This is a genomic window from Amycolatopsis sp. NPDC114505, assembly GCF_055633615.1.
The window spans coordinates 238,357-251,310 of the sequence record NZ_JBVKDV010000001.1 but is presented as its reverse complement, the minus strand read 5'-3'; the positions used below and the strand labels follow the sequence as shown (position 1 = coordinate 251,310).

The 12,954-nt window shown below is 70.8% G+C and carries 13 protein-coding genes; 8 read left to right on the top strand and 5 right to left on the bottom strand.

Annotation, left to right across the window (positions count from 1 at the left end; translation table 11 throughout):
- The first annotated feature begins 2 nt into the window (after positions 1–2).
- Entirely contained in the window at positions 3–1,187 is a 1,185-nt protein-coding gene (locus ACZ7OU_RS01210; RefSeq protein ID WP_470239258.1) for a 5-(carboxyamino)imidazole ribonucleotide synthase, read from the top strand.
- A gap of 10 nt (positions 1,188–1,197) precedes the next feature.
- Positions 1,198–1,695: a 5-(carboxyamino)imidazole ribonucleotide mutase gene (gene purE, locus ACZ7OU_RS01205; protein WP_285999861.1), complete on the top strand. Its 498-nt coding sequence runs from the start codon at positions 1,198–1,200 to the stop codon at positions 1,693–1,695.
- A gap of 3 nt (positions 1,696–1,698) precedes the next feature.
- Here purE and ACZ7OU_RS01200 read toward each other — a convergent pair whose 3' ends face one another.
- A complete protein-coding gene (locus ACZ7OU_RS01200; RefSeq protein WP_470253875.1) occupies positions 1,699–2,382 on the bottom strand; it encodes an SDR family NAD(P)-dependent oxidoreductase in 684 nt (227 codons plus the stop codon).
- 104 nt (positions 2,383–2,486) lie between these two features.
- On the opposite strand from ACZ7OU_RS01200, the gene ACZ7OU_RS01195 reads away from it, so the two are divergent.
- Positions 2,487–3,524 (top strand): Lrp/AsnC family transcriptional regulator, encoded by a 1,038-nt coding sequence (locus tag ACZ7OU_RS01195; protein WP_470253874.1) that lies wholly within the window; start codon positions 2,487–2,489, stop codon positions 3,522–3,524.
- Here ACZ7OU_RS01195 and ACZ7OU_RS01190 read toward each other — a convergent pair.
- Positions 3,489–5,165, bottom strand: a complete 1,677-nt coding sequence (locus ACZ7OU_RS01190; protein ID WP_470253873.1) for a class I adenylate-forming enzyme family protein — start codon at positions 5,163–5,165, stop codon at positions 3,489–3,491. The genes ACZ7OU_RS01195 and ACZ7OU_RS01190 overlap by 36 nt on opposite strands.
- Before the next feature lie 114 nt (positions 5,166–5,279).
- Between ACZ7OU_RS01190 and ACZ7OU_RS01185 the strand changes: the two genes are divergently transcribed.
- From ACZ7OU_RS01185 to ACZ7OU_RS01175, 3 genes are all read left to right on the top strand, one after another.
- On the top strand, positions 5,280–6,437 hold the full coding sequence (locus ACZ7OU_RS01185; RefSeq protein WP_470239254.1) for an acyl-CoA dehydrogenase family protein: 1,158 nt from the start codon (positions 5,280–5,282) through the stop codon (positions 6,435–6,437).
- 558 nt (positions 6,438–6,995) lie between these two features.
- Positions 6,996–7,829, top strand: coding sequence for an esterase/lipase family protein (locus ACZ7OU_RS01180; protein ID WP_470253872.1), 834 nt, complete (start codon positions 6,996–6,998; stop codon positions 7,827–7,829).
- Positions 7,830–7,897: 68 nt separating this feature from the next.
- Positions 7,898–8,323, top strand: a complete 426-nt coding sequence (locus ACZ7OU_RS01175) for a hypothetical protein (protein ID WP_470239252.1) — start codon at positions 7,898–7,900, stop codon at positions 8,321–8,323.
- Here ACZ7OU_RS01175 and ACZ7OU_RS01170 read toward each other — a convergent pair.
- Complete coding sequence (locus ACZ7OU_RS01170; RefSeq protein WP_470253871.1) at positions 8,320–8,706, bottom strand: hypothetical protein; 387 nt, start codon at positions 8,704–8,706, stop codon at positions 8,320–8,322. The genes ACZ7OU_RS01175 and ACZ7OU_RS01170 overlap by 4 nt on opposite strands.
- 80 nt (positions 8,707–8,786) lie before the next feature.
- Here ACZ7OU_RS01170 and ACZ7OU_RS01165 point away from each other — a divergent pair, with 80 nt between their 5' ends.
- Positions 8,787–9,602, top strand: a complete 816-nt coding sequence (locus ACZ7OU_RS01165) for a DUF1206 domain-containing protein (protein ID WP_470253870.1) — start codon at positions 8,787–8,789, stop codon at positions 9,600–9,602.
- On the opposite strand, the gene ACZ7OU_RS01160 is transcribed toward ACZ7OU_RS01165, so the two are convergent.
- Entirely contained in the window at positions 9,599–11,449 is a 1,851-nt protein-coding gene (locus ACZ7OU_RS01160) for a GTP-binding protein (RefSeq protein ID WP_470253869.1), read from the bottom strand. The two genes, ACZ7OU_RS01165 and ACZ7OU_RS01160, sit on opposite strands and share 4 nt — an antisense overlap.
- Positions 11,450–11,696: 247 nt before the next feature.
- Here ACZ7OU_RS01160 and ACZ7OU_RS01155 point away from each other — a divergent pair, with 247 nt between their 5' ends.
- The gene (locus ACZ7OU_RS01155) at positions 11,697–12,137 is read left to right on the top strand and encodes a DoxX family protein (protein WP_470253868.1); all 441 of its coding nucleotides are present in this window, start codon (positions 11,697–11,699) and stop codon (positions 12,135–12,137) included.
- 54 nt (positions 12,138–12,191) lie between these two features.
- Here ACZ7OU_RS01155 and ACZ7OU_RS01150 read toward each other — a convergent pair whose 3' ends face one another.
- Positions 12,192–12,902 carry a TIGR03089 family protein gene (locus tag ACZ7OU_RS01150; RefSeq protein WP_470253867.1) on the bottom strand — a complete coding sequence of 237 codons (711 nt, stop codon included), beginning with the start codon at positions 12,900–12,902 and terminating at the stop codon, positions 12,192–12,194.
- Between the last annotated feature and the right edge of the window lie 52 nt (positions 12,903–12,954).

The following is a 12,954-nucleotide window of genomic DNA, read 5'->3' as shown; positions in this document are numbered from 1 at the left end:
CTATGGACAAACACACCGGTCTGCCCGTCGTGGGCATGGTGGGCGGCGGACAGCTGGCCCGGATGACCCACCAGGCGGCGATCTCCCTCGGCCAGTCCCTGCGCGTGCTCGCGGCGGGGGAGAACGAAGCCGCGGGGCTCGTCGCGGGTGACGTCGTGCTGGGGCATCACACCGACCTCGACGCGCTGCGGAAGTTCGCGGCGTCGGTCGACGTGGTCACGTTCGACCACGAGCACGTGCCGGGCGAGCACCTGCTGACGCTGGCGATGGAGGGTTACCTCATCCGGCCGGCGCCGTCGGCGCTGGGCTTCGCGCAGAACAAGCTGGTGATGCGCGAGATGATGGCGGGCCTCGGCGTGCCGGGCCCGGCCTTCGCCGAGGTGTCCACTGTGGACGACGTGGTGAAGTTCGGCGGCGAGCACGGCTGGCCCGTCGTGCTCAAGGCGTCGACCGGCGGGTACGACGGCCGCGGCGTCTGGATGCTGGACACCGCGCGGCACGCCCGCGAGACCGTGCCGGAGCTCCTGGAAGCGGGCACGGCGCTGCTGGTCGAGGAGAAGGTGGCGATGCGGCGGGAGCTGGCCGCGCTCGTCGCCCGCTCGCCCTTCGGCCAGGGCGCGGCGTACCCCGTGGTGGAGACGGTGCAGACCGGCGGCATCAACACCGAGGTGCTGGCCCCGGCGCCGGGGCTCGCGCCGGAGCGCGTGCACGAGGCGCAGGACCTGGCGCTGCGGGTCGCGTCGACGCTCGACGTCACCGGGCTGCTCGCGGTCGAGCTGTTCGAGACGGACACCGGGCTGCTGGTCAACGAGCTGGCGATGCGCCCGCACAACTCCGGGCACTGGACCATGGACGGCGCGCGCACGTCGCAGTTCGAGCAGCACCTGCGGGCGGTGCTCGACTACCCGCTGGGCCGCACGGACCTGATCGCGCCCGCGTGCGTGATGGCCAACGTGCTGGGCGCGCCGGAGCTGCCCGAGATGGGACCGGACGAGCGGCTGCACCACCTGTTCGCGCGGTACCCGGAGGTGCGGGTGCACCTCTACGGCAAGCAGGAGCGGCCGGGCCGCAAGCTCGGGCACGTCAACTTCACCGGCGAGCGCATGGACGACCTGCGCAACCGCGCGCTGCTGTCGGCGCACTGGCTGTCCCACGCCGTCTGGCTCGACGGCTACGAAATCCACTAGGAGAACAGCTATGGCGCCGCAGGTGGGCGTGATCATGGGCAGCGACTCGGACTGGCCGACCCTCGAGGCGGCCGGTGCGGCGCTGGACGAGTTCGGCGTCGAGTACGAGGTCGGCGTCTACTCGGCGCACCGCACGCCGCAGCGCATGCTGGACTACGCGACGTCGGCGGTGGCCCGCGGCATCCGTGTGATCATCGCGGGCGCGGGCGGCGCGGCCCACTTGCCGGGCATGGTGGCGTCGGCGACGGTGCTGCCGGTGATCGGTGTCCCGGTCCCGCTGAAGTACCTCGACGGGCTGGACTCGCTGCTGTCGATCGTCCAGATGCCGGCGGGCGTCCCGGTGGCGACGGTGTCGGTGGGCGGCGCGCGCAACGCGGGCCTGCTGGCGGTCCGCATCCTGGCGGCGTCGGACGAGGGCCTGCGCTCGAAGATGGCGACGTTCCAGCAGGACCTGGAGAAGCTGGTCCTGGACAAGGACGCGGCCCTGCGCGCGAAGACCGGCCACTAGCGGTCACCACGGCACGGTCTCGCCCGTGCGGTCGAGGAACTCGAGGCCGGGCTTGCCGAGCTTGGCCAGCAGGACGTCCACGATCAGCGGCACGGTCTCCTCGAGGGTGAACGGCGCTTGGTCGCCGCCGAGGGCGGTGCGGATCCAGCCGGGAGCCATGAGCAGCAGGGCCCGGTCGGCCTGCCGGGCGGCGAAGCTGCGCATGAGCATGTTCAGCGCCGCCTTGCTGGCGCGGTAGACCTCGCGGGAGCCGGCCGTGTTGTTCGTGATGCTGCCCTGGCCCGACGACATCGCGCCGATGAGCCCGTCGGCGGGCACGAGGTCCTGGAGCGCCTCGATGACGCGCAGGGGGCTGAGCGCGTTGGTGACCATGACGTCGACGAAGTCGGCCGTCGAGACCTCGCCGATCGGCGTCGCCGGGTTGTTCGTGGTGCCCGCGTTGACGAAGAGCAGGTCGAGCCGGCGGTCGGCCAGCCGTTCGCGCAGGGGCGGTAGCTGATCGGGCTTGGTGATGTCGAGGTGCTCGACCTCGACGTGCCCGCCGGACGCGTCCGCGAGGTCGTGCAGGGGTGTCCGGGCGGCCGGGTCGCGGACCGTGCCGAGCACGTGCCACCCGCGGGTGGCGAGTTCGGCGGCGATCGCGTGACCGAGTCCGCGCGAGGCCCCGATGATGAGGGCGGTCTTCATGGCTGTTCCCTTCGGTCGGTGCGCTCCGAGTCTGTCCACCCGACCGCTGATCGCGCCCGTCCGGAAGGCGGATTTGTAGGATTGCCTCGACGAGAGGGGTGTCGATGGCCGAATCCGTCACTGTGCAGCCCGACGATGTGCGTCTCATCCGGGCGCTGCAGGTCGCCCCGCGGGCCTCGTTCGCCTCGATCGCGGCCGTGCTCGGCGTCACCGAGAACGCGGTCGGCCGGCGCTATCGGCGGCTTCGCGGCGAAGGCGTCATCCGCGTCGCCGGCATCGTCGACCCGGGGGCGCTGGGCCAGAGCAAGTGGCTGGTGCGGCTGCGGTGCCGTCCCGGCAGCGCCGCGGCGATCGCCGACGCGCTCGCGAAGCGCGACGATGTCAGCTGGGTGGGCCTCAGCGCGGGCGGCTCCGAGGTCGGGTTCGCGGTGCGGTCGCGGACCCGGGAACAGCGCGACGACCTGCTCGGTCAGCAGCTGCCGCGGACCGCTGCCGTCCTCGACATCCACGCGTCGGCGATGCTCCGGCAGTTCGTCGGCGGCCGCGGGCACTACTGGGCCGCGCTGAGGGGCACGCTGACTCCAGAGCAGGAGTCGATGCTCGGCAGCGACGAGTCGCCGTTCACCGAAGCCCCGGTCGTGGCCCGGGATCCCGTGCGGCTCACCGCCGAGGACGAGAAGCTGCTCGACGTCCTCGCCGCGGACGGCCGCGCCGCCCTGGTCGACCTCGCCGCGGCGGCGGACCTGACGCCCGGCCGCGCCGCCCGCCGGCTGGAGACGCTGGTCCGGCTGCGCGTCGTCCACATCGACGTCGAGATCGCGGCCGTGGCGCTCGGCTACCACGCCCGGGCGAGCCTCTGGCTGCGCGTGCACCCGTCGGCGGTCAAGGACGTCGGGCGCACGCTCGCGCAGATGCCCGAAATCGCCTTCGCCGCGGCGGTTTCCGGGCCGCACAACGTCCACGCCGTCACGCACTGCCGTGACCTCGACGAGCTGTTCGAGTTCACCTCGGACCGGATCGGCTCACTGCCCGGGCTGCTGAGCATGGAGGTCTCCCCGCTGCTCAAGCACGTCAAGCAGGCGGGCACGCTCCTGTCCGGCGACCGGCTAGCCGGGCAGCTCGCCGATCAGCTGCTGCCGTAGGTCCCGCTTGAGCACCTTCCCGGCGGCGGACACCGGGATCTGCTCGACGACGTGGATCTCCCGCAACCGCTTGTAGGGCGTCACTTTCTCGTTGACCGCGGCCATCAGCTCGTCGGCGTCCAGCGAGCCGCGGGGCACCACGAACGCGACCGGCAGCTCGCCGACCTCGGTGTCGGGCCGGCCCACCACGGCCGCCGCCGCGACGCCGGGCATCGTGATCAGCAGCTCCTCCAGCTCGCGCGGGAAGACGTTGTAGCCTTTGTACAGCAGCATGTCCTTCTTGCGGTCCACGATGGACAGGTAGCCGTCGGTGTCGAGGATGCCGACGTCGCCGGTGTGGAGCCAGCCGTCGACGAGTACGGCCGCCGTCTCCTCCGGGCGGTTGCGGTAGCCGAGCATGATCTGCGGCCCGCGCAGGCAGACCTCGCCCTTCTCGCCCGCCGGGAGCGGGTCTTCGCCGCCTTCGGCCGGGACGACCTTGACCTCGGTGTCGAAGATCGGCACGCCGACCGAGCCGACCTTGCGGGTGCCCGAGGCGTACGTCGGCGAGATGATCGCGCCCATCGTCGCTTCGGTGAGGCCGTACCCCTCGCTGACCACCACGCCCGGGAACCGCTCGCGCAGCGCGTTGATCATCGCGTGGTTCATCGGCGCCGCGCCCGAGCCGATCGCGCGCACCGACGAGAGGTCCGCGGTGTGGAACGACGGCGTCGCGAGCAAGGCGGCGAACAGCGCGGGCGCGCCGCCGATGCCGGTGATGCGCAGCCGTTCGGCGTCGGCGACGTAGGCCGGCGGGTCGAAGCGCGAGTGCAGGACGATCGTCGTGCCGGCGATCACCGCCGCGTTCATGCCGCCGATGATGCCCATCGCGTGGAACCACGGCGTCAGGTTGATCGCGACGCCGGTGCCGAGGCGCGTCGGCCACTCGTCCGCGCTGCCGACCTGGTCGAGGGTGACGTCGCCGTGGGCGTCGAGCGCCGGGACGGAGCCGCTGCCCCAGCACGAGTGCTGCAGGGTGTTGACCACGACGTTGCGGTGCGACAGCCGCACGCCCTTCGACCGGCCGGTGGTGCCGCCGGTGTAGGCGAGGTGCGCGAGGTCGTCGTGCAGGGACAGCTCGACCTCGGGGCGCGTGTCCGGGTGGCCGTCCTGGAAGGCCTCGAACTCGACGGCGCCGTCGGGCAGGTCGGCGGTGGGGCCCACGACGACCGTCAGCCGGGCCGGGATCCGGTCGGCGACGCTCGCCAGCACCCCGGCGACCGGCCCGAACGTCACGACGGCGGCGGCTTCGCAGTCGGCGAGCTGGAAGGCGAGGTCGTCCGGCGGGAGCAGCGGGTTGGCCGGGCTGAAGGTCGCCCCGGCCAGCAGCGTGCCGTAGTAGGCGACCGGGAAGGCCAGGCAGTTCGGCAGGTGCAGCGCCACGACGTCACCGCGGCCGATGCCCCGCGCCCGCAGCGCGTGGGCGAAGCGGCAGGCCGCGCGGTAGGTCTCGGCGAAGGTGAGGCTGCGGCCGTCGTGGGCGAAGGCGGTCCGATCACCCCACCGGGTGGCGCCGGCGGCGATGAGCGAACCGACCGGAACTTCGGGGTAGTCGAGGGAGGCGGGCAAACCGGGCGGCGTCGTCGGCGCGGTGAGCGGCATCACTCGACTGTACGAATTCTGCGGTCAAGGACACAAGGACGAGGCGGCCGCAGTGTGTGAACGAGCGCTAACATCGACGGAACCCTCCCGACGTCGTAGAGAAGGTGACCGGAAGTGACCGAAGGCCTGTACCAGCTTGCCGAGGAGCACGAGGAGCTGCGGGCCGCGGTCCGGGCCCTGGCCGAGAAGGAGATCGCGCCGTACGCGGCCGAGGTCGACGAGAACGAGCGCTACCCGATCGAGGCGTACAACGCGCTGGTCAAGTCCGGGTTCAACGCCGTCCACATCGGCGAGGAGTACGACGGCCAGGGCGCGGACGCCGTGGGCGCCTGCATCGTGATCGAAGAGGTTGCGCGGGTCGACGCTTCGGCGTCGCTGATCCCGGCGGTGAACAAGCTCGGCACGCAGCCGATCATCCTGTCCGGTTCGGAGAGTGTGAAGAAGCTGGTGCTGCCCTCGATCGCGTCGGGCGAGGCTTCGGCGTCGTACGCGCTTTCGGAGCGCGAAGCGGGCTCGGACACGGCGTCGATGCGCGCGCGTGCCCGGCTCGACGGTGACCACTGGGTGCTCAACGGCACCAAGTGCTGGATCACCAACGCGGGCGAGTCGACCTGGTACACGGTGATGGTGGTGACCGACCCGGACGCGGAGAAGAAGGCCAACGGCATCTCGGCGTTCGTCGTGCACAAGGACGACCCGGGTTTCTCGGTGGGCCCGAAGGAGAAGAAGCTCGGCATCAAGGGCTCCCCGACGCGCGAGATCTACTTCGAGAACTGCACGATCCCCGAGGACCGCATCATCGGCGAGCCGGGCACGGGCCTGAAGACGGCACTGCGCACGCTGGACCACACCCGCCCGACGATCGGCGCGCAGGCACTGGGTATCGCCCAGGGAGCGCTGGACGCGGCGATCGCGTACGTGAAGGACCGCAAGCAGTTCGGCAAGTCGATCGCCGAGTTCCAGGGCGTCCAGTTCATGCTGGCCGACATGGGCACGAAGATCGAGGCGGCCCGCCACCTGGTGTACGCCTCGGCAGCGGCGTCAGAGCGCGGCGACAAGCGCGCGGGCTTCATGGCCTCGGCGGCGAAGACGTACGCGTCGGACATCGCGATGGAGGTGACAACGGACGCGGTCCAGCTCTTCGGCGGCGCCGGCTACACCCGCGACTTCCCCGTGGAGCGCATGATGCGCGACGCGAAGATCACGCAGATCTACGAAGGCACGAACCAGATCCAGAAGGTCGTGATGGCGCGGGCCCTGCTCAAGGGCTAGATCGATCTTGACCCGGTAGTTCGGGTGGTTGGTCAATCCGCCTCAACAGGTGCACGGGGCGCCCGAGGCGCAAGCCGAACCGGCAGGGTAAGCAGCGACGTGGCGGATGTCGCACGCGTGGTGCGCGATCGGCACCTGCGTATCCCCTGCCGGACCCCCATCGCGGTCATGTCGAAACCTCGACATCGAAGGCACGAACCAGATCCAGAAGGTCGTCATGGCCCGAGCCCTGCTCAAGGGCTGATCGCTACCGAACCCACCAAAGCCCCCGGCGCCCACGCGGTGCCGGGGGCTTTGTCATGTCCGTGAGTGTCACTCGACCTGCTTTGTGTCACTCGTAGCAGGTCAAAGGCCGAAAGAAAATCACTCACCAGGGGGAGTGTCCGGACATGTTACCCGCGCGTTAACCATTCGGTGACGTGGATCACCATCCTTCACAGAGAGGTGAACCGGATGGGCATGACGCGCAGGTGGCTTACGGCGGTCGTCGCTGCGGTGGCGGCGCTCGTACTGGGGGCCGGGACCGTCCAAGCAGCCGAACGAGAACCCTCCGGGCCCGTGCAGCCCAACATCCTCACCGCCGCCCTCTACTCGCTCGGCGCCCCGACCATCGCGCCGCCCGGGGCGAACGACTGGAACTGCAAACCCAGCGACAAACATCCCAATCCCGTGCTGCTCTCCAACGGGACCACCGCCAACGCCTACGAGAACTGGGCCAACCTCTCGCAGAAGCTCGCCAACGCCGGCTACTGCGTCTTCGCCGGCAACTTCGGCGGGGCGCCCGGGAGCTTCCTGCAGACCGTCGGGCCCGTCGCCGACACCGCGAAAGCGCTTGCCGCCTACGGGGACAAGATCCTGGCGGCGACCGGGGCGAGCAAGCTCGACGTCGTCGGGCACTCGCAGGGCGGGATGAACATCCGGTACTGGATCAAGTACCTCGGTGGCGCGACCAAGATCAGCCGGCTCGTCGGGCTGTCGCCGTCCAACCACGGGACCGATCTCTTCGGCCTACTCAGCACCCTCGAAATGATCCCCGGCGTGCCGGCCGCGCTCGGTACCGTTTGCCAGTCCTGCAACGAGCAGGCCGTCGGCTCGGACTTCCTCACCGACCTCAACGCCGGTGGTGAGACCGTCGACGGCATCCAGTACACCGTCATCCAGACCCGCTACGACGACGTCGTCACGCCCTACACGAGCGCGTTCCTCGCACCAAAGCCGAACGTCAAGAACATCCTGCTGCAGAACGTCTGCGGGCTCGACTTCACCGACCACCTCGGCATCACTTACGACCCCGTCGCGCAGGGCCTGGTGCTCAACGCGCTCGACCCGGCCCACGCCAAGACGCCGCCGTGCGTGCCGGTGCCGCCCGTGATCAGCGGGGAGATCGGCTGAATTTCGCCACATGAGACATAACCCACCGCCGGGGCGGATTTCCGCTCCGGCGGTGTCACCCTCGAAGGATGTACTGGCCGGTTCCGGCGTCCTGGACGCCCCACGACGAAGCCGAGCTGGTCGCCGGCTGGCGGCTGTGGCTCGAACTGTCCGACCGCACCTGGCCGACGGCCGCCTGGGACGGCACGCCCGCCGGGGCCGTCGCCCGGTTGCGGGAGCTGTTGACCGCGTGTGACGACATCGAGACGGCCTACCGCGAGACGGCGGGCGCGCCCTCGCCCGGGCTTCAACGCCTGGTGCAGGGCCTCGTCCTCGCGGCGGGCACGGCGATCGGGCTCTGGTGGGACGACTTCGACCAGCTCGACGGCGAACGCGCGGCGCTGCTCCACGACGACCTCGCGCAGTTCGCCGAGCAGGCCGAACAAGTGCTGACGGTGCTCGCGGTCAACGGCGGCTGGACCGGGCTCGACGCCATCCGCCGCCGGCCCGCCTAGTCGAGCGTCGGATCGGTGCCGCCGCCGGTGACGGGGAGGAACTCCGTGCCGCCGAGCATCTCGTCGAGCGGGCGGTCCAGGGTCAGCTTCCGGTCCGGCGCGAGCGTCCAGGCCAGTTCGAGCCGGGTGTCGAGCTGCTCCCGGCCTTCGACGCGGTGGGCTCCGCCGGGCGCCCACCGGCCGTCGACCTCCGCCTGCAGGTGCAGCACGAGCCGGCCGGGTTCCGGTGCCTGCCAGGTGAAGCGGTGGACGACGAACGCCGTGCTCCAGCTCGCCCAGTACTGCCAGCCCGAGCCGTCGGCCCGGAAGCCCAGCTCGGTGTACTCGGTCGAGCCGGGATGCACCTCCGACTCCGACCAGTAGCCGACCAGTCGCGCGCTCACGCTGCGATCGTCCCAGGTACAGCAAGTGATTAGGCCGCTTGGCCCAGCCGATCCCGCGTCGGAGTGGGTACTCGAACCGCATGAACCAGACAGCCGCCACGACCCAGCGGGGCGAGAAGAGCGACACAGCGCAGCTGCTCGGCCGGATCGGCATGGCCTGCTACGGCGTCGTGCACCTCGTCATCGCCTACCTGGCCGTTCAGGTCGCCTTCGGTGACAGCGAGCAGGCCGACCAGAAGGGCGCGCTGCAGCAGGTCGGCTCGACGGCGTTCGGCCAGGTCCTGCTCTGGGTCCTCGCCATCGGCCTGGTCCTGTTCGGCCTCTGGCAGTTCATGATGGCCGCCACCGGCTACGAATGGGTCAGCGGTGGCAAGCGGACGCGCAAGCGGATCGGCGCGGCCGCCCGTGGCGTCGTCGTGATCGCGCTGGGCTTCACGGCCTTCAAGATCGCCACCGGCAGCGGTGGTGGCGGGTCGAGCAACCAGACGCAGCAGGAGTTCACCGGGAAGCTGCTCCAGCTGCCCGCGGGCCCGGCGCTGGTGGTCATCGCCGCCGCGTGCATCTTCGGGGTCGCGATCGCCGCCGGGGTGAAGGGCGTCAAGAAGAAGTTCCTCGAAGACCTCGACACGCAGGAGCTGCCCGGCAAGACCAAGCGCTGGATCGGCGGGATCGGCCGGACGGGCTACCTCGCCAAGGGCGTCGTACTGGCGATCGTCGCGATCCTCGTCGCGATCGCCGGGTTCACCGCCGACCCGAACAAGGCCGGCGGGCTGGACGCCGCGCTCAAGACGCTCGCCGCCCAGCCCTTCGGCACCGTGCTGCTGATCGTGGTGGCGCTCGGCCTCGCCTCGTTCGGCGCGTACTGCTTCGGCGCCGCCTGGGCGCACAAGCGCTAACGCCGGGCGACCTGCGAGAGGTACTCCTTGCGGTTCAACGGGTTCTCGCCGGTCCGCGGCCGGACCGGCGGCGGACCGGGGTAGGGCCGGTAGTCGTCGAACTCGCTGAGGAAGACGCCCTCGCCCTGGCTGAGCGCGGGCAGAGCCTGCTCGAACTCGTGGACGTGCTCCGCGGGGATCGTCCCGTGGAGCGTGCACGACGCCGGCCCGGTGACGGGCTCGCCGGGGGCCGCGCGCAGGTCCGCGAGCTTGAGCAGCACCGCGCTGACGGCGTTCGCGGGGATCTCCAGCTCGAAGCGGTGCACCGGTTCGTGCACCCGCGTGCCGGCCTCCTTCAACGCCGCCATCAGCACCAGCGGCGTCATCTTCCGGAAGTCGCTCGCCGCGCTGAGCGGGCTGAAGAACGCCGTGTGCGTCAGCGTGACGGCGACGTCGAGCACCTCCCAGCCGTACAGGCCCTGCTCGAGCGTGGCGTGGACGGTCTCGTCGATGGCCTTGTGGAACGCGAGCGGCAGCGAGCCCAGCTCGACCGAAAGCCCGAACGTGACGCCGGGGCCGGGCTCCACCCGCAGCCCGACCGTCGCGAAGAAGTACAGCCGCTGTTCCGGATCCAGCTCCTCGACGGCTGCTCCGAGGCCGACCGGCTTCTCGACGTACAGGGTGCGCGTCTGCTCGAACGTGACGTCGATGCCCGCGCCGTCGGCCAGCATCGAGCGCAGCACTTCCTTCTGCACCTCGCCGTAGAGCCGCACCGAGACGTCGTGGCCGTGCCGGCGGACGTCGATCAACGGGTCCTCTTCGGACAGTCGACTCAGCGCGGTGAACAGCGCCGCGGCCTGCTCCGGCCGGACCGGGCGCACCACGGTCTCCAGGCTCGGCGGCGCGAACACGCCGTCGCCCGCGGTGCCGGGGGAGCCGAGCCGGTCGCCGATCCGGACCTCCCGCAGCCCGCGCACCCGGGCGACGTCCCCGGCGAGCGCGACGTCGTCGCCGGCGACTTCGATCGACGAGACGCGGCCAGTGAACTCGGTTTCGCCGCGGTAGAAAGGGATTCGCTGTCGCACGGTCAGTGAACCGGAGTGCAGCCGGGCGTAGGCGATCTTCTCGCCGGCGTGGCCGCGGTCGATCTTGAACACCGTCGCGTGCAGGGGTCCGTCACCGGTGCGCTCGGTCGAAGGGAGCAGCTCGGCCATCGCCGTGACGAGGTCCGCGACGCCGGCGCCGGTGATCGCCGAGCCGGTCAGCACGGGGTGCAGCTCGGCGCGGGCGACCTGCCGGGCCAGCTCGGCGCGACAGGCCGCAGCGTCGACTCGGTCGTCCACATAGGACGTCAGGAAGGCGTCATCGCCGTCGGCCAGGAACTCGGCCAGCTCGCCGGATGACGCGTTCAGCGCGATCGCCCGGGGCGTGAGCTTCGCGCGGATGTCGCCGAGCTGGTCGCGTGCACCCATCCGGTCGATCTTGTTGACGAAGATCAGCGTCGGGATGCCGAGGCGGCGCAGCGTGCGCATCAGGACGCGGGTCTGGGCCTGGACGCCTTCGACGGCGGACACCACCAGGACCGCGCCGTCGAGCACGCGCAGCGCACGCTCGACCTCGGCGATGAAGTCCGAGTGGCCCGGGGTGTCGATCAGCGTGATCCGGGTGCCGCCGGTCGTGAACGAGACCACCGCGGACCGGATGGTGATGCCGCGACGGCGTTCGAGCTCGAGGGAGTCGGTCTGGGTGTCGCCGCGGTCGACGCTGCCGAGGCGCTCGATCGCGCCCGCTTCGAAGAGCAGGCGCTCGGTCAGGCTGGTCTTACCGGCGTCGACGTGCGCGAGAATGCCGATGTTCAGGGTTTTCACGGTCGTGGGAAGTCCTTTGTGATGCGGGTGACAGGCCGGGTCGGACGGTCTGTCGGCGCATCGGGGTCTCCTCACAGTCGTGGACGCAGGTCAGGGCGAAGATAGCCCCGCGGCGGGCCGCGCGAAAACGGTTTTTCGTCCCTGTCGGTTCCCTGTCGATCACCCTCCGGAGCTTCGATCCGGGGTTCCGGCGCCCTAACTTGGGGCGGGTCAGTTGAAAATTCACCCACCGGGGAGCTGAAACCGGATGTTCGGACGATTCAAGGACGTGGCCCTGCTGCTGGGGAGGATCGGCGTCGCGGTCGTCTTCCTCGCGCACGGCCTCCAGAAGTGGAACAACGGCATCGACGGCACGGCGAAGTTCTTCTCGATGACGGGCATCCCGATGCCCACGGTCGCCGCGGTCTTCGCGATGACCGTCGAAATCCTCGGCTCGATCGCGTTCATCGTCGGCTTCTTGATGCCGCTGGTCGGCATCGGGTACGTCGTGATCTCGGTCGGCGCGCTGCTCTCGGTGCACATCGACAACGGCCTGACCGGCCAGGGCGGCTACGAGCTCGTCCTGGTGCTCGCGCTCGCCGGGCTGGCGCTGGGCTTCAACGGCGGGCGGCTTTCCCTGGACCACCTGCTGTGGGGGCGCAAGCGCGCCCGCCGCGAAGCCGAAGCCGGCGAACTGCAGAACGCCTAGGCGCTGTCCTGCGAGTCTGCGCGAAGACCGCGAGCGTGACTTGCAGGACAGTGCCTAAGCCGGGAGGTCCGCCGTGGTGCGTTCGGCGTCGCGGCGGGCCGCCAGCTTGGCCTCGTCCGCATTGCTCACGTGGACGAGGTGGGCGCCCGCGGACAGGGGGACGAGCAGGCCGTCGAGGATGCCCTCCGGCCCGCTCCAGTCGCGAGTGGACAGCACGCGGTCGTCCGCGGTCAGACCGAGTTTCGCCGCGCGGGCGCGGGCTTCGGCCAGCACTTCGTCCACAGTGGACGCGAACAGGGCGGCCGTGTCGCCGGGGATCGTGAAGAGCGGGCTGTACTGGTCGCCCGCCATCCGGGACTCCGTCAGGTAGTCGAACGCGCCGCCGCCCGGCGGCTCGGCCAGCCCGCGTCCCATCGGGTCGAGCGTCACGACGGCGGTCGCGGCCGCGCCGGTCGGCTCCGGGTCGTCCGGCCCGACGAACGCGACCCGGGCGCCCGCGCCTTCGGCCACGACGCGCGCCCCGCACCACCACGCCCCGAGCAGCACACCGACGGTCTGCCAGTGCGCCGGCAGCTGCACGGCCACCGCGTCGCCCGGCTCGACGTCGAACTCCTCGGTCAGCCAGTTGGCCGTCTTCGCCGCCCAGTTGGCGGTCGTCGCCACGGACAGCTCGACGCGGCTGCCGAGCTGGTCGTCGTAATGGGTGATCAACGGTTTGGCGGGCGAGGCCAGCAGCGGGCGCAGCAGCTCGTCGGTCAGGCTCATGCGGACAAGGCTAAAGCGCGGACCACGGGCTTCGCCGGTTGACACCGCGTCT

What these genes read in the sequence shown, in the direction of transcription:
- ACZ7OU_RS01210 (WP_470239258.1), top strand. Translation starts at nt 3, where the DNA reads ATGGACAAACACACCGGTCTGCCCGTCGTGGGCATGGTGGGCGGCGGA.
- purE (WP_285999861.1), top strand. Translation starts at nt 1,198, where the DNA reads ATGGCGCCGCAGGTGGGCGTGATCATGGGCAGCGACTCGGACTGGCCG.
- ACZ7OU_RS01200 (WP_470253875.1), bottom strand. Translation starts at nt 2,382, where the DNA reads ATGAAGACCGCCCTCATCATCGGGGCCTCGCGCGGACTCGGTCACGCG.
- ACZ7OU_RS01195 (WP_470253874.1), top strand. Translation starts at nt 2,487, where the DNA reads ATGGCCGAATCCGTCACTGTGCAGCCCGACGATGTGCGTCTCATCCGG.
- ACZ7OU_RS01190 (WP_470253873.1), bottom strand. Translation starts at nt 5,165, where the DNA reads ATGCCGCTCACCGCGCCGACGACGCCGCCCGGTTTGCCCGCCTCCCTC.
- ACZ7OU_RS01175 (WP_470239252.1), top strand. Translation starts at nt 7,898, where the DNA reads ATGTACTGGCCGGTTCCGGCGTCCTGGACGCCCCACGACGAAGCCGAG.
- ACZ7OU_RS01165 (WP_470253870.1), top strand. Translation starts at nt 8,787, where the DNA reads ATGAACCAGACAGCCGCCACGACCCAGCGGGGCGAGAAGAGCGACACA.
- ACZ7OU_RS01155 (WP_470253868.1), top strand. Translation starts at nt 11,697, where the DNA reads ATGTTCGGACGATTCAAGGACGTGGCCCTGCTGCTGGGGAGGATCGGC.
- ACZ7OU_RS01150 (WP_470253867.1), bottom strand. Translation starts at nt 12,902, where the DNA reads ATGAGCCTGACCGACGAGCTGCTGCGCCCGCTGCTGGCCTCGCCCGCC.